The 22,573-nt window shown below is 41.3% G+C and carries 20 protein-coding genes and 1 pseudogene; 4 read left to right on the top strand and 17 right to left on the bottom strand.

The window, feature by feature from the left end:
• Positions 1 to 8: 8 nt before the first annotated feature.
• Together SPPN_RS14195 and parE are read right to left on the bottom strand one after the other, a co-directional pair.
• Positions 9 to 2,035, bottom strand: a pseudogene (locus tag SPPN_RS14195) (HsdM family class I SAM-dependent methyltransferase).
• A 14-nt stretch (positions 2,036 to 2,049) separates the two neighbouring features.
• On the bottom strand, positions 2,050 to 3,993 hold the full coding sequence (gene parE / locus SPPN_RS04245) for a DNA topoisomerase IV subunit B (protein WP_000037272.1): 1,944 nt from the start codon (positions 3,991 to 3,993) through the stop codon (positions 2,050 to 2,052).
• Between the two features lie 135 nt (positions 3,994 to 4,128).
• Here parE and plsY point away from each other — a divergent pair, with 135 nt between their 5' ends.
• Positions 4,129 to 4,770 (top strand): glycerol-3-phosphate 1-O-acyltransferase PlsY, encoded by a 642-nt coding sequence (plsY, locus tag SPPN_RS04240; protein ID WP_000628800.1) that lies wholly within the window; start codon positions 4,129 to 4,131, stop codon positions 4,768 to 4,770.
• 37 nt (positions 4,771 to 4,807) lie between these two features.
• On the opposite strand, the gene SPPN_RS04235 is transcribed toward plsY, so the two are convergent.
• The 9 genes from SPPN_RS04235 to SPPN_RS04195 all read right to left on the bottom strand — a co-directional run bounded on the left by SPPN_RS04235 (position 4,808) and on the right by SPPN_RS04195 (position 13,157).
• Positions 4,808 to 5,764 (bottom strand): ABC transporter permease, encoded by a 957-nt coding sequence (locus SPPN_RS04235; RefSeq protein ID WP_000029121.1) that lies wholly within the window; start codon positions 5,762 to 5,764, stop codon positions 4,808 to 4,810.
• 2 nt (positions 5,765 to 5,766) lie between these two features.
• Positions 5,767 to 6,825 (bottom strand): ABC transporter permease, encoded by a 1,059-nt coding sequence (locus SPPN_RS04230; protein WP_000038691.1) that lies wholly within the window; start codon positions 6,823 to 6,825, stop codon positions 5,767 to 5,769.
• Complete coding sequence (locus tag SPPN_RS04225) at positions 6,818 to 8,353, bottom strand: ABC transporter ATP-binding protein (RefSeq protein ID WP_000929841.1); 1,536 nt, start codon at positions 8,351 to 8,353, stop codon at positions 6,818 to 6,820. The genes SPPN_RS04230 and SPPN_RS04225 overlap by 8 nt, the downstream gene beginning before the upstream one ends.
• Positions 8,354 to 8,496: 143 nt before the next feature.
• On the bottom strand, positions 8,497 to 9,549 hold the full coding sequence (locus tag SPPN_RS04220) for a BMP family lipoprotein (protein WP_001036123.1): 1,053 nt from the start codon (positions 9,547 to 9,549) through the stop codon (positions 8,497 to 8,499).
• 89 nt (positions 9,550 to 9,638) lie between these two features.
• Positions 9,639 to 10,028: a cytidine deaminase gene (locus SPPN_RS04215; RefSeq protein WP_000246089.1), complete on the bottom strand. Its 390-nt coding sequence runs from the start codon at positions 10,026 to 10,028 to the stop codon at positions 9,639 to 9,641.
• On the bottom strand, positions 10,015 to 10,677 hold the full coding sequence (gene deoC / locus SPPN_RS04210; protein WP_000773714.1) for a deoxyribose-phosphate aldolase: 663 nt from the start codon (positions 10,675 to 10,677) through the stop codon (positions 10,015 to 10,017). Before deoC ends, SPPN_RS04215 begins: the two co-directional genes overlap by 14 nt.
• Positions 10,678 to 10,696: 19 nt before the next feature.
• Positions 10,697 to 11,974 (bottom strand): pyrimidine-nucleoside phosphorylase, encoded by a 1,278-nt coding sequence (locus SPPN_RS04205; protein WP_001266841.1) that lies wholly within the window; start codon positions 11,972 to 11,974, stop codon positions 10,697 to 10,699.
• Positions 11,971 to 12,561: a class I SAM-dependent methyltransferase gene (locus tag SPPN_RS04200; protein WP_001038611.1), complete on the bottom strand. Its 591-nt coding sequence runs from the start codon at positions 12,559 to 12,561 to the stop codon at positions 11,971 to 11,973. Before SPPN_RS04200 ends, SPPN_RS04205 begins: the two co-directional genes overlap by 4 nt.
• 191 nt (positions 12,562 to 12,752) lie before the next feature.
• Complete coding sequence (locus SPPN_RS04195) at positions 12,753 to 13,157, bottom strand: hypothetical protein (RefSeq protein ID WP_000698105.1); 405 nt, start codon at positions 13,155 to 13,157, stop codon at positions 12,753 to 12,755.
• Positions 13,158 to 13,356: 199 nt separating this feature from the next.
• Here SPPN_RS04195 and coaA point away from each other — a divergent pair, with 199 nt between their 5' ends.
• The 3 genes from coaA to SPPN_RS04180 all read left to right on the top strand — a co-directional run bounded on the left by coaA (position 13,357) and on the right by SPPN_RS04180 (position 15,146).
• Positions 13,357 to 14,277 carry a type I pantothenate kinase gene (gene coaA / locus SPPN_RS04190; protein ID WP_000180513.1) on the top strand — a complete coding sequence of 307 codons (921 nt, stop codon included), beginning with the start codon at positions 13,357 to 13,359 and terminating at the stop codon, positions 14,275 to 14,277.
• 67 nt (positions 14,278 to 14,344) lie between these two features.
• Complete coding sequence (gene rpsT / locus SPPN_RS04185; protein ID WP_001274000.1) at positions 14,345 to 14,581, top strand: 30S ribosomal protein S20; 237 nt, start codon at positions 14,345 to 14,347, stop codon at positions 14,579 to 14,581.
• A gap of 52 nt (positions 14,582 to 14,633) precedes the next feature.
• Entirely contained in the window at positions 14,634 to 15,146 is a 513-nt protein-coding gene (locus SPPN_RS04180; RefSeq protein ID WP_000684198.1) for a DNA topology modulation protein, read from the top strand.
• A 94-nt stretch (positions 15,147 to 15,240) separates the two neighbouring features.
• Here SPPN_RS04180 and deoD read toward each other — a convergent pair whose 3' ends face one another.
• The 6 genes from deoD to SPPN_RS04140 all read right to left on the bottom strand — a co-directional run bounded on the left by deoD (position 15,241) and on the right by SPPN_RS04140 (position 22,570).
• Positions 15,241 to 15,951, bottom strand: a complete 711-nt coding sequence (deoD, locus tag SPPN_RS04175; protein ID WP_000022091.1) for a purine-nucleoside phosphorylase — start codon at positions 15,949 to 15,951, stop codon at positions 15,241 to 15,243.
• A 671-nt stretch (positions 15,952 to 16,622) separates the two neighbouring features.
• Positions 16,623 to 16,832, bottom strand: a complete 210-nt coding sequence (locus SPPN_RS13850; protein WP_031233770.1) for a hypothetical protein — start codon at positions 16,830 to 16,832, stop codon at positions 16,623 to 16,625.
• 107 nt (positions 16,833 to 16,939) lie between these two features.
• Positions 16,940 to 19,687 (bottom strand): galactose-binding domain-containing protein, encoded by a 2,748-nt coding sequence (locus SPPN_RS14295; RefSeq protein ID WP_000690151.1) that lies wholly within the window; start codon positions 19,685 to 19,687, stop codon positions 16,940 to 16,942.
• A 303-nt stretch (positions 19,688 to 19,990) separates the two neighbouring features.
• Positions 19,991 to 20,800 (bottom strand): purine-nucleoside phosphorylase, encoded by an 810-nt coding sequence (locus tag SPPN_RS04150; protein WP_000143382.1) that lies wholly within the window; start codon positions 20,798 to 20,800, stop codon positions 19,991 to 19,993.
• The gene (locus tag SPPN_RS04145; RefSeq protein ID WP_000199115.1) at positions 20,797 to 21,357 is read right to left on the bottom strand and encodes a DUF1697 domain-containing protein; all 561 of its coding nucleotides are present in this window, start codon (positions 21,355 to 21,357) and stop codon (positions 20,797 to 20,799) included. The genes SPPN_RS04150 and SPPN_RS04145 overlap by 4 nt, the downstream gene beginning before the upstream one ends.
• Position 21,358: 1 nt before the next feature.
• Positions 21,359 to 22,570, bottom strand: coding sequence for a phosphopentomutase (locus SPPN_RS04140; protein WP_000033123.1), 1,212 nt, complete (start codon positions 22,568 to 22,570; stop codon positions 21,359 to 21,361).
• Between the last annotated feature and the right edge of the window lie 3 nt (positions 22,571 to 22,573).

The following is a 22,573-nucleotide window of genomic DNA, read 5'->3' as shown; positions in this document are numbered from 1 at the left end:
GCGAGGGCTTAGGCTTTTTTTGAGCTATCTTCCCCCTTGTTTTTCAGGAGTTGTTCCACTTCCCAAGCTAAGTAGTCAGTAACAGTCTTTTTAAAATCATCCAAGGTTGGTTTTGTATCAATGATCTGGTGCTGTTCGAAATTCCAATCATTACCCTTGTCAGTGATAAAGTCCTCAATAAAGATAGCATCTAAATCCCAAAGTTCTTTACTCACTTCCGCTCTCTTTCCAGCCTTATAAATTTTAATCACATCTTGGTAACGCTGGATAGGATTATCAACCTCTGAAATACCTCGCTTAGCACGTTTAAAACCGTCATTTCTAAAGTCAATAAATTTAACCGTCTGGTCGTAATCGTGTGCCTCATGAGCCTTAAAAATGTAGATAGAAGTCTGGACTCCTGCCATGGGAACAAAAAGGTCAACAGGCATTTTGATAGAAGCAAGTAGGGTATGCTTTTTCAAAATAGCTTTAGCTGTCTTTGTTGCCTTACCAGAACCAGCACTATCTTGAATGATAATGGCACCTAGGCCACCACGCTCCATCTTATCCAAACCATAGGCTATAAAAGGAAGACCATTTTCTTCATAAGAGAAAGGGGGATTCAGCAAGACACGATTAGCTTTAAAATCCGTAAACAGACTCTCAGGATGATTGAATGCAGAACCTTTTTCAATTCGACTAGATCCATCTCCACGAAGAATCATATTGGTTGTCGCTAAGGTATACATCTCTGCATTAAGTTCTATTCCTAGCAGGTTATCTTTCTTGAGCTTCGCAATCTCCTCGTTGGCTCGAGAAGTCCCCTTCCCAAAACTGATATTTGCATGATCTATCATCAACTCCATCGCTGAAATGAGGAAACCAGCTGAACCAGTCGCCAAATCCATAACCTTGCTCTCACTTGTTATCCCAGAATTTGCGCCATCATTTTGGTAACATAAGGAGGGGTCAGAACAATACCAATTTCTTTTCCATCTCCCAAAGCATACTTTAGAAATTCGGAGTACATCTCCCCCATAATATCGATATGTCCACCCAAACCATCAATGGACTTGAAAATATTCTCATAGATAAAAGTGAAGATTTGCTTGGTAACAGAATTTTCCTTTTGAGGGAGAAGTTGTGCTACTTCTTTGTCATTGGTAATCAACTCGTCACGCTGGCTATCTTTGGAAATTTCTCCAAAAGAAGCCAACATGAGAGTTTTCTTATCTTCATTGATTTCACGTTCATCTAGGAAAGCCTTGATTTGATCAACAACTTTCTTACCATCACGCTTGGTTTCAGACTGCACACCTTTTAAATCGTCAGGTATTAAGCCCTCATCAACCTTTTTGCCCTTACAATCTACGATATCCTGCATAGATAATAGCATACCAGACACATAAAGCACCCGTTGAGGAGCTGTGATATTATGGTTGTGCATCAATTTATTGAGCTTTTTAGCATAGCCTTGCAAGGTCGCTTGACTATCAATCAGAATTTGGTGTTTTTCTTCTTCGCTCAAAACAGCATCTTTGTAGAATATCTCAAAGGTGGACTCATTTTCCAAAAAATCAAAAGTCGTTACCTTTGATAGCTCTTTATAGGCATTAGGAGCAGAACCAAAGACATAATAAACTTTGATAGTCACATTTTCTTCGTTATCACCTGCAACACCAACTGCGACGGCTTCATGATATTTACCACTATCAATAACTGCCCTCGCATAATGCAAAACCCCATTCACCGCAAAATCACTAATTGATTTATCATCAAACTTAATACCGTCCTTTGTTTGAGCAACTAGCTTAGATAATTTGAGTTTGTTTTCAATCAAGATAGGAACTTGTTTGTATTTTTCAATATGAAAATCTGGTTTTCCAAAATTAGTCTTAGTTTGCGTCTTAGCCGCTCCCTTAAGCGCCTCTTTGAGATAAGCACTCATAGCAGATTCTTCATTATAATCCTGCAATTTTTTCAAACCAAGATTTTCAAACTGCTTTTTCACATAGTCATTCACATCCGACTCTAATTTCCAGTTTACTAACATATTATTTTCTTTCATTAAAACACTGTCGCTTCTTCCAGCGTAAACTTGACATTATCCTCAATCCATTTACGGCGTGGTTCGACCTTGTCTCCCATGAGAACATTGACGCGACGTTCGGCGCGGGCTAGGTCTTCAATGGTGACACGGATGAGTGTACGGGTTTCTGGATTCATAGTTGTTTCCCAGAGTTGATCCGCATTCATCTCACCAAGTCCCTTGTAGCGTTGGAGGGTTGCGCCTTTGCCAAACTGATTGCGGAGTTCTTCTAGCTCTCCGTCCGTCCAAGCATAGGCCACTTCTTCTTTCTTGCCTTTGCCTTTGGACATCTTGTAAAGAGGTGGGAGGGCAATATAGATATGGCCTACCTCAACTAACGGACGCATGTAACGGTAGAAAAATGTCAAGAGCAAGGTCTGGATATGGGCACCGTCTGTATCCGCATCGGTCATGATAATGATCTTGTCATAGTTGGCATCTTCAATAGAGAAGTCAGCCCCCACACCAGCACCGATGGTATAAATCATAGTGTTGATTTCCTCATTTTTGAGAATATCCGCCATCTTGGCTTTAGCTGTATTGATAACCTTACCACGAAGAGGTAGAATAGCCTGGAACTTGCGATCACGGCCTTGTTTGGCAGAACCTCCGGCAGAATCTCCCTCAACTAGATAGAGTTCATTCTTAGCTGGATTCTTAGACTGGGCTGGGGTCAATTTCCCAGACAGCAAGCCCTTGTCTTTCTTATTTTTCTTCCCATTTCGGCTCTCATCACGCGCCTTACGTGCTGCTTCACGAGCATCACGGGCCTTAATAGCCTTGCGAATGAGGTTAGAAGCCAATTCTCCATTTTCCATGAGGAAGAAGGTCAACTTATCCGCCACAATGCCATCCACAACCGGACGGGCAAGAGGGCTTCCTAGCTTGTCCTTGGTCTGACCTTCAAACTGGAGGTGTTCTTCAGGAACCAAGATAGAAAGAACAGCTGCTAACCCTTCACGGTAATCTGACCCTTCAAGGTTTTTATCTTTTTCCTTGAGAAGCCCCGTCTTACGCGCATAGTCATTCATAACCTTAGTGATAGCAGATTTGAGTCCTGTCTCATGCGTTCCGCCGTCCTTGGTACGAACGTTATTGACAAAGGACAAGATGTTATCTGAAAATCCATCATTGTACTGAAGAGCTACTTCTACTTGAAAACCATTATCCTCACCTTCAAAGTAGAGGACAGGCGTCAAGGTTTCCTTGTCTTCGTTTAAATAAGAAACAAAGTCCTGTACCCCATTTTCATAGTGAAACTCAACAGACTCATCTGTTCGCTTGTCCGTCAAGGACAAGGTCACATTTTTCAAGAGAAAGGCTGACTCATTGAGACGTTCTGAAATGGTATTGTACTTGAAGTCTATCGTAGAAAAGATACTGGCATCTGGCATAAAAGTAACCTTGGTACCTGTCTTAGACTTGGGTGCTGTACCGATTTTCTTCAAAGTCGTAACAGGTTTTCCACCATTTTCAAAACGTTGCTTGTAGACTGCACCGTCACGAGTGATTTCTACCTCCAGCCAACTAGATAGAGCATTTACAACGGAAGAACCAACCCCGTGGAGACCACCAGATGTCTTATAACCACCTTGACCAAATTTTCCTCCAGCGTGGAGAATGGTAAAGATAACCTCAACAGTTGGGATTCCCATAGCGTGCATACCTGTCGGCATCCCACGTCCGTGGTCTTGCACAGTCAAACTCCCATCTTTATTGATGGTCACATCAATACGATCACCAAATCCAGACAAGGCCTCATCGACTGCATTATCGACGATTTCCCAGACTAGGTGGTGGAGACCAGCACCATCGGTCGATCCGATATACATCCCTGGACGTTTTCGGACCGCATCCAACCCTTCTAGCACCTGAATGGCATCATCATTATAATTGTTAATATTGATTTCCTTTTTTGACACAAGGAACCTCCTATTCGTTCATCTTTACTATTCTACAAGTTTTCTAAGGATTTTGCAAAATTTTTCTTTCTCCGCTGTGACAATTTCAGAAGAGATTCTCTGCCTTTCTTCTCCATTTCATGATATAATAGGAGTATGATTACAATAGTTTTATTAATTCTAGCCTATCTGCTAGGTTCGATTCCGTCTGGTCTCTGGATTGGACAAGTATTCTTTCAAATCAATCTGCGCGAGCATGGTTCTGGAAATACTGGAACAACCAATACTTTCCGTATTTTAGGTAAGAAAGCAGGTATGGCGACCTTTGTGATTGACTTTTTCAAAGGAACCCTAGCAACACTTCTTCCAATTATGTTTCATCTTCAAGGTGTTTCGCCTCTCATCTTTGGACTTTTGGCTGTTATTGGTCATACCTTCCCTATCTTTGCAGGATTTAAGGGTGGCAAGGCTGTCGCAACTAGCGCTGGAGTGATTTTCGGATTTGCGCCTGTCTTCTGTCTCTACCTTGCAGTTATTTTCTTTGGAACCCTCTATCTTGGTAGTATGATTTCGCTATCTAGTGTCACAGCATCTATCGCGGCTGTCATCGGAGTTCTACTCTTTCCACTTTTTGGTTTTATCCTGAGCAATTATGACCCTCTCTTCATCGCTATTATCCTGGCTCTTGCTAGCTTGATTATCATTCGCCATAAGGACAATATCACACGCATCAAAAATAAAACTGAAAATTTGGTCCCTTGGGGATTGAACTTGACCCACCAACATCCTAAAAAATAAAACGCCAGTTCTATATGTACTGACGTTTTTTGTATGCTTATTTTGATTTGATATAGTTGATACCATCTGCTTTTGGTGCGACTGCTTTTCCAAAGAAAGCTGCCAAGACTAGAATTGTCAAAACATAAGGTGCGATTTGAAGGTAAACCGCAGGAACTCCTTGTAGGAACGGCAATTGAGAACCGATAACAGCCAAACTTTGTGAAAGCCCAAAGAAGAGACTAGATAGCATGGCTCCGATTGGATTCCATTTTCCGAAAATCATCGCAGCAAGAGCGATAAATCCAGGTCCAACAATAGTTGTCACTGAAAAGTTAACTGAGATTGATTGAGCATAAATCGCTCCGCCAATTCCACCTAGGAAACCTGAAATAATAACTCCAAAATATCTCATCTTGTAGACATTGATTCCCAAGGTATCCGATGCTTGAGGATGTTCACCGACAGAGCGGAGACGAAGACCAAATCGAGTCTTGAAGAGGATAAACCAAGCAAGGAATGAGAAGGCAATGGCCAGATAACCAAGAAGACTAGTTGACTTGAAGAAGATATCACCAATCACTGGGATATTTGCCAAGACTGGGAAATCAAAGCGTCCAAAAGTCTGACTTAGGTTGTCGGTTTGTCCTTTGTTATAAAGAACTTTCACCAAGAAAACAGCCAAGGCAGGCGCCATCAAGTTCAAGACAGTACCGCTGACAACATGGTCTGCACGGAAATGAACCGTTGCTGCTGCGTGGATGATAGAAAAGATTCCCCCTACCAATCCTGCTACAAGCAAGGATAGCCATGGGGTTGCTGCTCCAAATTGTTCTGCAAATTCAAGGTTAAAGACAACTCCAGAAAAGGCACCCATAACCATAATTCCTTCAAGACCGACGTTTACCACACCACCACGTTCAGAGAAAACACCACCAATACTTGTAAAGATGAGGGGTGCTGAATAAATCAGCATAGAAGACACCAAGAGGGTGAGCAAGGTTGTAATAGACATCTTTACTTACCTCCTTTAACTTGTTTTTTCGGTTTGACAAAGCGTTCGATAAGGTAATGAACACTGACAAAGAAGATAATAGACGCTGTTACAATGCTAACAAGCTCAGACGGTACCTGCGCCGCATTCATACCAGGAGCTCCAACTTGGAGAACACCAAATAGGAAGGCTGCAAAGAGAATACCAATTGGTGAGTTGGCCGCAAGCAGACTAACCGCCATCCCGTTAAATCCGACAGCTAATGATGCCCCTTGAACATAGACGTTCTGGAAGGTTCCAAGTCCTTCAACAGCTCCACCAAGACCAGCCAAGGCACCTGAAATAATCATTGAGAGGATAATCGTTCTTTTTGCAGAAATACCAGCATATTCTGAAGCATGTGGATTAAGACCAACCGCACGAATTTCAAAACCAAGGGTTGTTTTCTTGAGCATAAACCAAATGACTGCAACGGCAATGAGAGCAAAGAAAATACCAATATTCATCCGTGAGTTACCAGTCAATTCAGATAACCAAGGTGTCTGATAGGTTGCATTAGCCCCGACACGAATGGTCGAATCTGTACTTTGCATGAATTCTTTAGGGAAGGCATGAATAAAGGCATTCCCTACATACAAGACAATGTAGTTCATCATGATGGTGACGATAACCTCTGACGTCCCTAGATAAGCTCTAAGAATACCCGGAATCGCTCCGACAATCCCACCAGCAATCAAGGCAATCACGATGGTTGCTAGAATCATCAAGGGACGGGGCATATCTGGATGCGACAAGGCAAACCAACCACTTAAAATCCAACCTGCCAAAGCCTGACCAGGAAGCCCAACGTTAAAGAAACCTGCACGACTGGCAACAGCAAATCCAAGACCAATCAAGACCAAAGGCCCCATTGCACGGAAGATTTCTCCAATCCCACGCAGGCTACCAAAGGATGTATAGAACAATTCTTCGTAGCCCCAAATAGCATCATAGCCGAAGATCCACATGACAATGGCTCCAAGTAAAATTCCAAGGAAGACAGAGATCAAGGGAACCGAAATTTGTTGTAATTTTTTAGACATCACTCTTCTCCTTTCCCAAGTTTCCACCAGCCATCAAGACACCAAGTTCTTGTTTATTGGTTGTTTCTGGTGACACAATACCTTGAATCTTACCATCATGAATAACGGCAATACGGTCTGAGACGTTTAAAATCTCATCCAATTCAAAGCTGACAACTAGAACAGCCTTACCATTATCACGCTCTTCAATCAAGCGCTTGTGGATATATTCAATGGCACCGACATCCAACCCACGAGTTGGCTGGCTGACGATAAGGAGATCAGGATCACGATCAATTTCACGAGCAATAATTGCTTTTTGTTGATTTCCTCCTGAAAGTGCAGCTGCAGGAACAAATTCACTGGCAGCACGAACATCAAATTCTTCCATTAGCTTTTTAGCATAAGAAGTAATATTTGAATAGTTCAAAATTCCATTTTTACTATGTGGTTCTTTGTAGTAGGTTTGAAGGGCAATATTTTCAGAAATCATCATCTCTAAAATCAAACCATCACGGTGACGATCTTCTGGAACGTGCCCAACACTTAGCTCTGTAATTTGTCGTGGATGCAAGCCTACAATTGAATCTCCTTTTAGCTCAATGCTACCAGATTCAACCTTGCGAAGACCTGTGATGGCTTGAATCAGTTCAGACTGACCATTTCCATCAATCCCCGCAATTCCAACAATCTCTCCAGCACGAACATCCAAGGACAGATTTTTCACAGCTGGGACACCGCGGTTTTCATTGACCACCAAGTCTGTAATAGACAAGACCACTTCTTTTGGTTGAGAGGCTTGTTTCTCCGTTTTAAAGGAAACAGAACGTCCCACCATCATTTCTGCCAAATCAGCATTGGTAGCCCCTGCAATTTCGACGGTTTCAATTGATTTCCCACGACGGATAACTGTAACGCGGTCAGAAACTGCGCGAATCTCGTCCAACTTGTGGGTGATCAAGATAATTGATTTTCCTTCTTTGACAAGATTTTTCATAATAGCCATCAACTCATCAATTTCTGATGGAGTCAAAACAGCCGTTGGTTCGTCAAAGATAAGGATATCAGCCCCCCGATAAAGGGTTTTTAAAATTTCTACACGTTGTTGGGCTCCGACTGAGATGTCTGCTACCTTGGCAGAAGGGTCAACAGCTAAGCCATAACGTTCAGAAAGAGCCTTGATTTCTTTGCTAGCTCCAGCAATATCTAGTACACCATTTTTAGTCAATTCACTTCCTAAAATGATGTTTTCAGCCACCGTGAAAGCTTCTACCAACATAAAGTGCTGGTGAACCATTCCGATTCCCAAGCCAGCTGCTTTAGATGGTGAATCGAGATTGACAACTTGACCGTTGACCGCGATTTCACCACTAGTTGGTTCAAGAAGTCCTGCTAACATGTTCATGAGCGTGGACTTTCCAGCCCCATTTTCTCCTAAAAGTGCATGAATTTCACCTTTTCGTAGGTGCAGGTTGATGTTGTCGTTGGCAACAAATTCACCAAACACCTTGGTAATATCACGCATCTCAATGACATTTTCGTGTGCCATGTGCTCTTCCTTTCAGAGTCTTATTTTATTTCAATAAAACTTGCTATTTTATCTAGTAGCAAGCTTTACTGAGACAAAATGACTTTGTCTCAACTCTTAAAAAAGCGGCCGAGGGCCGCTTCCTAAGAAATGACTTCCATCCATTATTTTGCAGGAACTTTTACGCTTCCATCAAGGATTTTAGCTTTAGCATCTTCGACAGCTTTTTTACCTTCTTCTGAAAGGTTTGTTACTACCAAGTCAACCCCTTTATCCTTCAATGAGTAAACGATTACTTGACCACCAGGGAATTCACCTTTTTCTGCTTTGTTAGAAATATCTTTTACAGTTGTACCAACTTGTTTCAAAGTAGATACAAGAACAAAGTTTGATTCTTTACCATCTTTAGAAGTGTATTTACCTTCTGCTTCTTGGTCACGGTCAACACCGATAACCCAAACTTTTTCATTTTCAGGACGGCTTTCGTTAAGTGATTTTGCTTCTGCAAAGACACCAGCACCTGTACCACCAGCTACTTGGTAAACAATATCTGCACCGGCTGCGTATTGTGCGGCTGCAATTGTTTTACCTTTAGCAGCATCACCAAATGAACCAGCGTAGTCAACTTGTACTTTGATAGATGGGTCTACTGACGCAACACCAGCCTTGAATCCTGCTTCAAAACGAGAGATAACTTCTGACTCCTGCCCACCTACAAAACCAACTTGTTTTGTTTTAGTTGTTTTTGCTGCAGCTACACCTGCAAGGTAACCTGACTCATTATCAGCGAAAGTTACGCTCGCAACATTCTTTTGATCTTTAATCACATCATCAATCAAGACATAGTTCAAGTCAGAATGTTCTTTAGCTGCTTCTTCAACCGCATTGTGAAGGGCAAAACCAACACCGAAGATTAGGTTGTAACTTCCAGCCGCTTGTTGCAAGTTGTTAGCGTAGTCAGCTTCACTTGTTGATTGGAAGTAAGTGAAACCGTTATCTTTTGAAAGATTGTGTTCTTTACCCCAAGCCTGCAAACCTTCCCAAGCTGATTGGTTGAATGATTTGTCATCAACACCACCAGTATCAGTGACGATTGCTGCTTTTGTCTTCACATCAGAAGATGAATCTGCCTTACGAGAAGAGCGGTTACCACATGCAGCAAGTCCAACTGCTGCCACTGCTACTAGGCCAAGACCTAGCCATTGTTTCTTGTTCATTACTGAACCTCCTAAATAAGATGTGCAACGATGTTGCAAGTATGGATTGGTTGGCCGCAAGGACCGTGCCACTCAGAGAGCGACTCAGACTAATTTAAGTCTGTAAAAGAGTATGGAAGTAATTCCCCGACCGTCATCTCGACCGTCGATTTATCTTTTGCGACTAAGGTCACTTTTAGATCTTGTTCAAAAAATTCGACCATTACTTGGCGACAAGCACCACATGGTGAAATCGGTTTTTCAGTTTGACCATAAACAATCAGCTCTGAAAATTCTCTTTGCCCTTCAGATACAGCCTTAAAAATGGCTGTTCTCTCACCGCAATTGGTCAAAGGATAGCTAGCATTTTCGATATTCACTCCCGTGTAAACACTTCCGTCTTTGGCTACTAAAACTGCTCCGATAGGAAAGTGAGAATAGGGGACATAGGCATGTTTGCTGGTTTCAATTGCCAGTTCAATCAACTCAGTAGTCGCCATCTGCCAATTCTCCTTTTAGAATGGCTACCCCAGCTGACGTTCCGATACGGGTCGCCCCTGCTTCTACAAAGGCTAGAGCATCTGCATAAGAACGAGCTCCACCAGCAGCCTTGACACCCATCTCAGTTCCAACTGTTTCACGCATTAGTTGAACATCTGCTATCGTAGCACCACCAGTTGAAAAGCCAGTAGATGTTTTGACAAAGTCAGCTCCAGCTTTTTGGGCTAATTGGCAAGCCACAACTTTTTCTTGGTCTGTCAGAAGGCATGCTTCAATAATGACTTTCACTAACTTGTTACCACTTACTTCCACGACTGCGCGAATATCTGACTCTACCAAGGCTAAATTGCCTGATTTGAGAGTCCCAACATTGATCACCATATCAATCTCATCTGCACCATTTTGGATAGCTTCTTTTGTCTCAAAAGCTTTCACAGTTGAAGTTGTTGCCCCCAAAGGGAAACCTACTACTGTGCAGACCTTGACATCTGTGCCTTCAAGCCCTTTTTTGGCATGTTCAACCCAGGTCGGATTAACGCAAACACTGGCAAAATCATACTCCCTAGCCTCAGACAACAAACAATCAATTTGATTTTCTGTTGCATCTTGTTTTAAAAGCGTATGATCGATATATTTATTTAATTTCATATTCGGATTCTCCTGCTGTTTATGAGATAATTTCTATAATTTCTCGTAAACTTTGCACCCTATCATTTATTTTAACATATTTTTGAAAATCTGTAACTAGCTGAGGAGAAATTTTTCCATTTGTGTATACTTTTGCAACAATTTCTCCCGTTTGAACGGAATCTCCAACTTTCTTTTCAAAAACAATTCCTGTTTCATAGTCCAAGGCATCAGACTTGACTGCACGGCCTGCCCCCAGTCTCATGGCATAAAGCCCAAATTCCATTGCTGGAAGAGCTGAAATGACACCCGTTTCCTGAGCAGGGATTTCCACCACATGGGACACATTTACAGGACGATAGAGGTCTTCTAAGTCTCCACCTTGGACTTGGACCATTTCCTCAAACTTAGCCAGCGCTTGGCCATTTTCAAGATGTTGGCGAACTTCTTCAACTGTTTTATTTACATTTGCCAGACCAAGCATAATTTGAGCCAATTCACAAATAAAGTGGGTAATATCCTGACGTCCTTGACCTTGTAGAATCTCCAATGCTTCAAGGATTTCCAGACGATTTCCAATCGCACGCCCTAAAGGCTGGCTCATATCCGTAATCACCGCTACTGTCTTCCGGCCAACAGCCTTACCAAGTTCCACCATGGTTTGAGCCAACTCACGCGCCTCATCAACCGTCTTCATGAAGGCGCCCTCACCGACAGTTACGTCTAGCAAAATAGCATCCGCTCCTGCCGCGATTTTCTTGCTCATCACCGAACTCGCAATCAAAGGAATCGTGTCGACAGTTGCGGTCACATCACGGAGGGCGTAGAGAAGTTTATCTGCTTTAACCAGCTGGTCTGATTGCCCAATGACAGATACACCAATATCCTGAACCTGACGAATGAAATCTTCTTGACTGCGCTCGACTTGATAGCCCTTAATGGATTCCAATTTATCAATTGTCCCACCAGTATGGCCGAGACCACGACCACTCATTTTTGCCACAGGCACACCAAAGCTAGCAACAAGAGGAGCTAAAATCAAGGTTACCTTATCGCCGACACCACCAGTAGAATGCTTGTCAACTTTCACACCATCAATGGCAGACAGGTCAAACTCTTGCCCAGTCTTGACCATCTTCATAGTCAAATCTGAGATTTCTCGTGTCGTCATTCCTTTGAAATAGACAGCCATAGCAAAGGCAGACATTTGATAATCAGGGACAGTTCCTGACACATAGCCTTCTACCAGCCATTCAATTTCACTTGAAGTCAATTCTTGACCATCTCGTTTCTTTTGGATTAAATCAACTACTCTCATTCTTTCACACTTCTAAGGATATAGTATCCCTTATCTTTTTTGACGATTTCACAATTACCAAACACATCCTCCATCTTGGACTTAGCACTTGGAGCCCCTTGTTTTTTCTGGATGACGATGGTCAAATCCCCACCAGTTTCCAAGAAATCTTTACTTTTCTCGATGATTTCATGAACGACTTGCTTGCCCGCACGGATAGGAGGATTGGAAATGACATGGTCAAATCGCCCTTGAACTCTTGCATAAATATTAGATTGAAATATCGTCGCTTTTACATTATTTTTTTCAGCATTTTGTCGCGCCAAATCCAAGGCACGATTATTGATATCGACCATGGTAGCCTGAACGCCATAAGCCTTAGCTAAAGACAAGCCCAAAGGTCCGTAACCACAGCCTACATCAAGGACAGTTTCTCCTTGGTTGACCTCCAGACACTTGAGCAAGAGTTGACTTCCAAAGTCAACCATCTTCTTGCTAAAAACACCTGCATCCGTCAGAAAGGTCATTTTTTCTCCCAACAATTCTACTCGCAACTCATGTATGTCGTGAGCAGCGTCAGGATTTTCTGCATAGTACATTTTATTCATGAAACTATTTTACCATAATTTGACTTAAATTGTAAATCGTTTACAAACTGATAATAAAACGAAAAAGACTGAAGAAAGCTAGCCAAGAAGACCTTTTCTTCAATCTCTTTCAATTATTGGAAACGAATGACAAATCATGTAGGAGCAGATATCTCATAGTCTATTGTCTGTAATTAGGCTCATTTTTATGACTATTGCTTAACCTTCAAATACTTTATTATCAACAAAATTCCCAACAGGATGTTTAGATAAAAGCCCAACTGATAAGTTTGTGTCAGGATTTCCAAACTTGTCCAAAGTCGTATCAAATCTTCTAGCGATCTTCTAGCGAAATAACCCTCTGTCGCAATCCATAGAACTAAAAAGAAATAACTACCAGCAGCAAGCCATTTCGTCCACCGTTTTTTTAGGAAGAAAGCAATCAAAAGCGAACAGATAAAGACAGCTGTTACAATGGCATGTTCCATCAAAAAAGTAAAACCGTAATAGATTTCCACAAAGCGTCTACCATTATCCGCATTGACTCCTTTTATAAAAGGTAAGGCAAAACTTAAAATAAAACAGAGTTCCAATAGGTAACGTTTCAAGATTTTCATAGTACACCTCCTATAAGTTATAAACCCCAAAGCCCCCTTTATAGCTGATAAGTCAGTAGAAAGCAGCTCCTACTTCATCAATAAATTGTTCATCCTCTATCTACTTATATTATATACTATTGACTTACCACATTCAAGAAACCGCTTTATTTTTTTAACTTTTTATGGTATGATAGACAAAATATCTAGGGGAAAACAAATGACCAACGAATTTTTACATTTTGAAAAAATCAGTCGCCAAACTTGGCAATCTTTACATCGAAAGACGACACCTCCTTTGACAGAAGAGGAATTAGAATCCATCAAGAGTTTTAATGACCAGATTAGCTTGCAGGATGTTACCGATGTCTATCTCCCCCTAGCCCATCTCATCCAGATTTACAAGCGTACCAAGGATGATTTGGCCTTTTCAAAAGGGATTTTCCTTCAACGTGAAAGCAAATCCCAGCCTTTTATCATTGGGGTTTCTGGGAGTGTTGCCGTTGGAAAATCCACAACCAGTCGCCTACTTCAAATCCTACTGTCCCGTACACTTACAGATGCTACGGTTGAGTTGGTAACAACTGACGGCTTTCTCTATCCCAACCAGACCTTGATTGAACAAGGGATTTTAAATCGTAAGGGATTTCCTGAAAGCTATGATATGGAAGCTCTTCTCAACTTCTTGGACTGCATCAAAAATGGACAAGATGTGGATATTCCTGTCTATTCTCATGAAGTCTACGACATCGTACCTGAGGAAAAGCAAAGTGTCAAAGCTGCTGATTTTGTGATTGTTGAAGGAATCAATGTCTTTCAAAATCCACAAAACGAACGTCTCTATATCACTGACTTCTTCGACTTTTCCATCTATGTTGATGCTGGAGTGGATGATATTGAGAGTTGGTATCTGGACCGTTTCTTGAAAATGCTGAGCCTAGCCCAAAACGACCCTGATAGCTACTATTATCGTTTTACTCAGATGCCGATTGGGGAAGTGGAGTCCTTTGCCCATCAGGTCTGGACCAGTATCAATCTCACAAATCTACAAAATTATATTGAACCAACCAGAAATCGTGCGGAAGTGATTCTTCATAAAAGCAAGAACCATGAAATCGATGAAATTTACTTAAAAAAGTAATTTTCCCTTGTCAAAACGTAAGTTTTCAGATATAATGGTATAGTTAGTAAATATGGAGGTAAGAACATTGGCAAACATTAAATCAGCTATCAAACGCGCTGAATTGAACGTTAAACAAAACGAAAAGAACTCAGCTCAAAAATCAGCTATGCGTACTGCTATCAAAGCTTTCGAAGCAAACCCATCTGAAGAACTTTTCCGTGCTGCTAGCTCAGCTATCGATAAAGCAGAAACTAAAGGTTTGATTCACAAAAACAAAGCAAGCCGCGATAAAGCTCGTCTTTCAGCTAAACTTGCTAAATAAGAAACAGTCCATAGAGGCTGTTTTTTTGTCTCCAAATAGGAAAAGGTAGAAAATGAAAATTGCAATTATCGGATATTCTGGTGCTGGTAAGTCAACGCTAGCTGAAAAGTTATCTCTCTACTACTCCATCCCAAAACTTCATATGGACACACTCCAATTTCAACCTGGTTGGCAAGACAGTGACCGTGATTGGATGTTAACCGAGATGAAAAATTTTCTCACCAAGCATGAAGCTTGGGTCATCGATGGTAATTATTCTTGGTGTTTTTATGAGGAAAGAATGCAGGAAGCTGACCAAATCATCTTTCTCAATTTTTCACCATTTACCTGTCTCTTTCGAGCTTTTAAGCGTTATCTTAAATACCGGGGAAAAGTCAGAGAAAGTATGGCTAAGGGATGCCCCGAGCAATTCAACTGGGAATTTATTCGTTGGATTCTCTGGGATGGTCGAACAAAAAATGCTAAGGATAGATACCAATATTTAAACAATACTTACCCAGAAAAGATGCGTATTCTCCATTCTCAAGCAGAGATTGATTATTTCTTGCAATCTCTTAAAAAATAGACGATAGAGCAACATTTCATTAAGGTCACAGTATGAACTGAATGACTAAAAAAGGAAGATTTTCATCCAGAAAGTCTTCCTTTTGTGTTCTCTTTTATTCAGCAATCAAGGTTTCTAGACCAACCTTCATCATATCTGTGAAGGTATTTTGGCGTTCTTCTGCAGTTGTGTCTTCGTCTGGATTGACCAAACTATCAGATATGGTCATGATAGCAAGCGCATCAACATGGTGCTGAGCAGCCAGATAGTAAAGAGCTGCTGCTTCCATTTCCACAGCCTTGACTCCCCATTTACCAAGCTCGATGTTCTTTTCAAAGTAGTTTGAATAAAAGACATCAGAAGACAAAACGTTCCCAACGTGGGTGGTCATACCGAGTTCTTTGGCGATATGGTAAGCCTTATCTAGCAAATCAAAGCTAGCGATTTGTGGGAAATCGTACTGTGGCCAGTCATTGCGGATGATGTTAGAGTTGGTTGCAGCTGCCTGAGCCAAAACCAATTCACGGACGTGAACATCTTCATTCAAAGAACCCGCAGTTCCCACACGAATCAATTTCTTCACACCGTAGTCAACAATCAACTCACGCGCATAAATCGAAATAGATGGCATTCCCATCCCAGTTCCCATAACAGATACACGGTGGCCCTTGTAAGTACCAGTGTAACCAAACATGTTACGCACTTCGTTAAAACAAACAGCATCTTCAAGGAAATTCTCCGCAATAAACTTAGCACGAAGAGGATCCCCAGGAAGAAGAATTTTATCAGCAATTTCACCCTGCTGAGCAGCAATATGGATAGACATAATTTATGATACAAAGAGCGACAAGAAAACGACTGAAAATTAGGAATCTGACGAGAAATCCTGATTTTTCAGTCAGATTATCTATTTTCCAAGTTTTCCGCTCGTGTTCAAATCAGAACACACGCTCTACCTTTCTTTATTTTATATTGAGAAAGATACCAAACCCGTCAAAAAGCAAAGGGAAAATAGGAGTTGAGTGCAGTGAGCGATGCTCGCTAGACCAACTATCTTTTTCCCACTGCTTTTAGGGTGGGGTCAATTCCTTTCTTTCTTAACTTTGATGATATTGAGAAGATTAGACCGGATTCAATTCAAACCCGAACTCCCCTTCTCTTCTGAGTTTTAGAAAAGTTTTCCGCTCATGTTCAAATCAAAACACATGCTCTACCTTTCTTTTTTATATTTTATATTGAGAAAGATACCAAACTCGTTAAAAAGCCAAAGGGAAAATAGGAGTGGGGCGCAGTGAGCGATGCTCGCTAGACCAACTATCTTTTCCCACTGCTTTTATGATGGGTTCAATTCCTTTCTTAATTTTGATAATATTGAGAAGAGTAGATCGGATTCAATTCAAACCCGAACTCCCCTTCCTTTCTAAGTTTTTCCGCTCATGTTCAAATTAGAACACGCGCTCTACCTTTCTGTTTATACTCTTTGAAAATCTCTTCAAATCACGTCAACGTCGCCTTGCCGTAGGTATGGTTACTGACTTCGTCAGTTCTATCCACAACCTCAAAACAGTGTTTTGAGCTGACTTCGTCAGTTCTATCCACAACCTCAAAACAGTGTTTTGAGCTGACTTCGTCAGTTCTATTTACAACCTCAAAGCAGTGCTTTGAGCAGCCTGTGGCTAGTTTCCTAGTTTGCTCTTTGATTTTCATTGAGTATTAATTTTGTTCTCTCACAGATAGCTACCTGAGTCCTATTCGAGCTCAGGTAGTACTTCTCTTATAAACTAAATCATCTCATTCTTGAATAGTAGGATTTTTTACAAGACATCGTCATCAGAAATCTTAGAATTTAATGTTGTTCCCCAATGGGTAATTTTACGGTGGGGTTGAGTTAAAATTGGTCTGTTTTCATAGATTGTTTGCCACCTATTCCATAGTAGACCTGTCTTTTTCTCAATCTTAATTCGCAGATTTCTCATATTTTCTTTGATTGGGAGGTTGAGGACAAAACCTGCAGTCTGGTTGCGACCGTTTCCTTCCCAAGAACGACTACGAACAACTTGGTTTCCATCTTTGTCTACTGTAACTTCTTCCCAAGTGATAGAGTAGCGGGCAATGTAAGCTCCACTATGTTGAATTGTCAATGTTTTATCTTTGGCAGGAGTCTGACTGATTGGTTGAACTGGCTTAGAAACTTGTGTCGCCGTCTCACCATTCGTAGCTATAAAGCGGAAAACTTCTACTTCTGCAAGACTGAGGGCTTGATTGTTCTTACGTAGTTGCACACGAACACGGCGTCCCAATTTCCCATTTAATTGAACATCCAAGCTCGCTCCGTCAAGTTTAGAAACATACTGTCTAGCAACTTCTTTCCCTTTTTCATCATATAAAATCACATCAAAGTCTGACAGACGTTTAGAAAGTTCTCCATCCCCACGGTTATGAAGGCGAACAAGTCCTACCTGTTCTGTACGACCTAAATCAACTTCCCACCAAGGCTGGTTTTCAAATTTTGTATGGGTAATTGATTGCTGGCTATAACTACTATTGGCATTGCCATCCAAGGCACGACTAGCATCTCCTCCAAAATCAGTAGAACTTTGCTTAGCTTGTTTTTTCCAAGCGATATTCTCAGCACGATATACTTGGACTTCTGCAAGACTGAGGGCATTATAGCCTTCTAGCTCAATTCGAACATAGCGCGCTTTTTTATGGTTAATCGCAATTTGTGCTGACACATCTTTAAGAGATGTTATGCGTTTTCTCTCAATTTCTTTACCAGAACTGTCTAAAAGAATGACATCAAAGTTTGCCAATCTATCCTGAGCAGTGTCTGTTCGGTTGTAAATATTGATTTGGCGAATGGTTTCTTCTTTAGCCAAATCTACTTGCCACCAAGGCTTAGATTGGAAGTTGGTATGAGTGACAGAATTGTGACCATAGTTACCATCAACTTTGCCATCCACAGCTCTTCTAGCATCTCCTCCGAAAGCTGTCGAACTTTGAGTAACCTGTTTTCCTAAGGCAATATTTTCCATTGGTTCAGCGCTTGGTTGACTAGAAGATTGAGGCAGAGCCTGTTTCTTAAAGAATCGCACTTTATCCAATTTCGGATCACGATAACCATGTTTGTCTAAGGTAGCTCGTTTACCAATATTAAAGTTAAGAATATCATTCATTCGACTTTCAAAATAGCCACGAGAACGGTGTTTAAAGCGTGAATTACCTGTAAATGTAACAATATCACGATCATTATGAATCAAGGGAGTCACAACATTATCATTATCAACCACATAATGCTTAATTTTTCCACTAACAGCTAATTTACGGCTTTCCAAACCAACATCCCAGAAATCATTCTCAGCATTCCAAACCGCTCTGGAAGTAATCACTTTAGGCGCACTGAAAGTCGTCACTTTTCGCAATACATGGTTATAAAAATCAGGATATTTTTGGTAAGCTTCAACCGCTGCAATCTGAGCTAGGTAGCCTCCAAGAGAATGGCCTGTCATATACAACTTGGTAATACTTGTATCCTTGGCTAATTCCCCAACAACCTTGCGGATATCATCCGCTTGCGCTGGTTTATTTCCTCCTAACAAAACAAAATCTGCACTTAAATCTTTCGCATCATTCCGTCTTGTTCCACGTATAGCCAACATGTGCACCGTTCCATCTTTGAGATAAGGAAGGTCGCTCTTGGTCTCAAATAAGAAAGCATCCAAGCCACTATCTGTATGGTAGGCTTTTTTCATCTTCCAGAAAGAAGCCAATTCATTGTGCATGAGTTTGTATTCTTGACGGTCAAGATAGAGACTAGGGAAAGGATTCTTATGATCTAAAATTTTCTCAATATAATCATCGTCTCGATAGGCTAACTCCATAAAGAGAAGAGAATCACGGTCTGTGACATACCATTCTTTCTTATTGTCATCTTCTCCATCTGCCAAACCATCCCCATCACTGTCTGCTAGCAAGGGATGACTGTTATATCCTAGATAATCCTTACCATCTTTGTTGTAAACATAAAGTTCATCTTTGTTTTTGATGCCATCTTGGTCATCATCCCCTTCCAAATCAAGAACTTTTTCACCGTAGAGAGATTCATCAATCAAATCATTTTCTAAATGCAATTCCCCTTTGGAAATCTTCACCAAATCTTCTGCTGTTAGAGAACGAGTATTTGTTGGTTTTTCTGTCACAGCTTCTTCTTTAGTTTCTTCTACAGGAGCAAGAATAGGTAAGTATTGAGCTGGCTCGGTTATCTCTACTTTTGACTCTTCCCTTTTGTTTTCAAGAACTTCACTTGCTTCCGGAAGCGTTTGAGGAGCTAGTCTTGACTCCTCTCTAAGAGGAGTTTCTAGTTTTGGAGTAGCATTTTCCGGCTCTCTCAATTCCTCCTTAGAATCTAGCACTCTTGTTGCCACTTCAGATGTTACATCTTGCTGTAGTTCATTGGCTGAAATTCCAGCTGGAGCTAGAAATGCAAAGCCGACTGCAACAGATACAACTCCGATACTTAATTTTTTTATGCCAAAGCGCATCATTCGTTGACCAATTTTCATTATTCTTTATCTTTCTTTTCGTTTATTTATAAGCAGACTCAAACTAAATCTCCTTGTGCTATATATAGGACAAGGCTAAGAAATTCAGAAAGTAAATTCATTCTTATCTTTCCTTATCATCCTAGTCTGCTTGGCTAGGAAACTAATGCTAGCATCCTAGAATCTTATCTTTCACAATGCTAACTATCAGACTCTTTCAGTTACAAGAGTAGGAAGAAACCCATAGTCTACCTATGTTTCTTCTTTGTTCCGAATAGTCAACCATGAAAGGAAAGAGGCATTCCCCCTTTTAAATCTTTTTTCTTACAATTCTGCAAGAATCGCTTTAAGCAAGCCTTTAAAGTCACCTTTGACACGTTCGGTTACTTCTACAACTTCTTCGTGATTGAGTTCTTCTTGGAAACCAGCCGCAAAGTTAGTAATACATGAAATTCCTAGAACTTTCAAACCTGAATGGGCTGCCACGATCACTTCAGGAACCGTAGACATACCAACTACATCTGCTCCCAGTGTCTTATAAGCACGAATTTCTGCTGGTGTTTCATAAGTTGGACCAGTTACACCGATATAGACACCTTCATCAAGCTTGATACCCTGTTTTTTAGCCACTTCATGGGCAGTAGCACGGTATTCTGGAGTGTAGGCCTTAGACATATCTGGGAAACGTGGACCAAAGTCATCCAAGTTTTCACCCATCAATGGATTTTGCCCCGTCATATTGATATGATCTGAGATAGCCATCAAAGTACCAGGGCCATAACCAATACCACCAGCTGCATTGGTTACAATAACACCTTCACATCCAAGAACTTTCATGACACGTACTGGGAAGGTCACAACTTCCAGAGGATTTCCTTCGTAGAAATGGAAACGTCCTTGAAGAGCCAAGACCTTGCGACCTGCCAGTTCACCATATACCAATTTCCCAGCGTGACCAACTACTGTCGAACGGCCCCAGTTTGGAATCTGAGCATAGTCTACTACAACTGGATTTTCGATTTCTTCTGCCAATTCTCCAAGTCCTGATCCAAGGATTAGACCGAACTCAGGCGTTTGGATTCCCTTTTCTTTCAGGAAAGCAGCTGTTTCATTTATTCTATCTAAAAATGTCATTGTGTGTCTCCTTTATTAGTTTTTAGCATTTGACCGGTTTTGTCAAAGGTTTTTGCATTGCGAATGGTAATATGGCGATAGAAAGGCATCTTGAGCAAGTACTTGTGATAGGCAGTCTTAGAGTAGGATTCTTCAGAGAATTTCCCCCAGAAAATCCCAAGTCTTCCAAAATGAAGAACTTCATCTTCCAGTTTCAAACTATCTACTTTCTCAATGACTTGATCCACATCCAAACTCTCCGTGTAGAAGAGAAAATCTTTTCGTGCCAAGTCTCTGTTCCACCAAGCTGGTAGATTTTCAAGTTCCGCCTCAAAGTCCTCTAGACTCAGTAAAGAAAAGCTCTGAATAAATGGATAATGGACTGCAAAGAAAGTCTCTAGCTTTTCAACCAATTGGGCTTTGGAATCTATCGAAGTAAAGAAAATATTGCCACTATTGATGTAGCTCTCAACCTTTTCCAGTCCCAAGTTTGTCAATTCTTGACGAAGCTCCGCCATGACGACCTTATTCTTACCACCAACATTGATACCTCTCACCAGCAAAGCATAGCGCGTCATCTTATACCAATTTATCTAAGAAACTTTCCCCAATCATAGCAGTTTCCACACCAAAGTTATCGGCAACAGTCGCTGAAATATCTGCAAAATGTCCTACTGGAATGAGACCATTTCCTTTAAAGGCAGGGCTATAGGCCAACAATGGAATATATTCCCGAGTGTGATCCGTTCCTGCATACGTTGGGTCATTTCCATGGTCCGCAGTAATCAAGAGAAGGTCATTCTCTCTCATAGCTGCGATAATTTCAGGTAAGCGTTCATCAAACTCATGCAAACAATCACGGTAACCGTGAGCATTACGACGATGGCCGTAAAGGGCATCAAAGTCAACTAGGTTTGTGAATGAGAATCCTTTTTCAAACTCAGCAAGTCCCATAGTCTTCAATAGTGTATCAATTCCATGACTATTTGACTTGTTGTGACCCATGTCATGGTTGATACCAGCACCGTTAAAGATATCGTTGATTTTACCCACAGCATAAGTATCGATACCAGCCTCATTCAATTTATCCAAAACAGTTGGGGAAAATGGAGATACAGCCAAGTCACGACGGTTTGCCGTACGAGTGAAGTTACCTGGTTCACCTACATAAGGGCGAGCAATGATGCGACCAAGAAGGGCAGGACGCTCAAGGGTAATCGAACGAGCGTATTCACAGATACGGTACAATTCATCCAAAGGAATAATGTCTTCGTGGGCAGCAATCTGCAAAACAGGGTCAGCTGAAGTATAGATAATCAACTCTCCAGTTTCCATCTGACGTGGTCCAAAATCATCGATAACGGCTGTTCCTGAGTAAGGTTTGTTGGCTTCACGAATGACCTTACGTCCTGAGAATTCTTCGATTTTTGTCAAGATTTCTTCTGGGAATCCGTTCCAGAAAGTATCGAAAGGCTCCGTAATGTTGAGTCCCATGATTTCCCAGTGCCCAGTCATGGTGTCCTTACCAAGGGATACTTCTTCCAATTTTGTTGCATATCCAGTTGGATTGCTTTCTGCCGGTACTGTCTTAAGAGGAGTTTCACGAGGAATATTTCCAAGACCGATTTTAGCCATATTTGGCACATTCAAACCAACTGTTTTGGAAATGTGTCCCAGTGTGTCAGAAGCTCCATCTGGAACCCCTGCATTGACAAAGTTATTAGCATCTGGTGCTGCACCGATTCCTACAGAATCCAGTACCACCAAATGAATACGATTAAATTTAGACATCTT

Origin of the sequence: Streptococcus pseudopneumoniae IS7493, from assembly GCF_000221985.1 — a bacterium.
In the GTDB taxonomy this organism is placed as follows: domain Bacteria; phylum Bacillota; class Bacilli; order Lactobacillales; family Streptococcaceae; genus Streptococcus; species Streptococcus pseudopneumoniae.
This window is presented reverse-complemented; position numbering and strand designations above follow the sequence as displayed.

What these genes read in the sequence shown, in the direction of transcription:
- plsY (WP_000628800.1), top strand. Translation starts at nt 4,129, where the DNA reads ATGATTACAATAGTTTTATTAATTCTAGCCTATCTGCTAGGTTCGATT.
- SPPN_RS04235 (WP_000029121.1), bottom strand. Translation starts at nt 5,764, where the DNA reads ATGTCTATTACAACCTTGCTCACCCTCTTGGTGTCTTCTATGCTGATT.
- SPPN_RS04230 (WP_000038691.1), bottom strand. Translation starts at nt 6,825, where the DNA reads ATGTCTAAAAAATTACAACAAATTTCGGTTCCCTTGATCTCTGTCTTC.
- SPPN_RS04225 (WP_000929841.1), bottom strand. Translation starts at nt 8,353, where the DNA reads ATGGCACACGAAAATGTCATTGAGATGCGTGATATTACCAAGGTGTTT.
- SPPN_RS04220 (WP_001036123.1), bottom strand. Translation starts at nt 9,549, where the DNA reads ATGAACAAGAAACAATGGCTAGGTCTTGGCCTAGTAGCAGTGGCAGCA.
- SPPN_RS04215 (WP_000246089.1), bottom strand. Translation starts at nt 10,028, where the DNA reads ATGGCGACTACTGAGTTGATTGAACTGGCAATTGAAACCAGCAAACAT.
- deoC (WP_000773714.1), bottom strand. Translation starts at nt 10,677, where the DNA reads ATGAAATTAAATAAATATATCGATCATACGCTTTTAAAACAAGATGCA.
- SPPN_RS04205 (WP_001266841.1), bottom strand. Translation starts at nt 11,974, where the DNA reads ATGAGAGTAGTTGATTTAATCCAAAAGAAACGAGATGGTCAAGAATTG.
- SPPN_RS04200 (WP_001038611.1), bottom strand. Translation starts at nt 12,561, where the DNA reads ATGAATAAAATGTACTATGCAGAAAATCCTGACGCTGCTCACGACATA.
- SPPN_RS04195 (WP_000698105.1), bottom strand. Translation starts at nt 13,157, where the DNA reads ATGAAAATCTTGAAACGTTACCTATTGGAACTCTGTTTTATTTTAAGT.
- coaA (WP_000180513.1), top strand. Translation starts at nt 13,357, where the DNA reads ATGACCAACGAATTTTTACATTTTGAAAAAATCAGTCGCCAAACTTGG.
- SPPN_RS04180 (WP_000684198.1), top strand. Translation starts at nt 14,634, where the DNA reads ATGAAAATTGCAATTATCGGATATTCTGGTGCTGGTAAGTCAACGCTA.
- deoD (WP_000022091.1), bottom strand. Translation starts at nt 15,951, where the DNA reads ATGTCTATCCATATTGCTGCTCAGCAGGGTGAAATTGCTGATAAAATT.
- SPPN_RS13850 (WP_031233770.1), bottom strand. Translation starts at nt 16,832, where the DNA reads ATGAAAATCAAAGAGCAAACTAGGAAACTAGCCACAGGCTGCTCAAAG.
- SPPN_RS14295 (WP_000690151.1), bottom strand. Translation starts at nt 19,687, where the DNA reads ATGAAAATTGGTCAACGAATGATGCGCTTTGGCATAAAAAAATTAAGT.
- SPPN_RS04150 (WP_000143382.1), bottom strand. Translation starts at nt 20,800, where the DNA reads ATGACATTTTTAGATAGAATAAATGAAACAGCTGCTTTCCTGAAAGAA.
- SPPN_RS04145 (WP_000199115.1), bottom strand. Translation starts at nt 21,357, where the DNA reads ATGACGCGCTATGCTTTGCTGGTGAGAGGTATCAATGTTGGTGGTAAG.
- SPPN_RS04140 (WP_000033123.1), bottom strand. Translation starts at nt 22,570, where the DNA reads ATGTCTAAATTTAATCGTATTCATTTGGTGGTACTGGATTCTGTAGGA.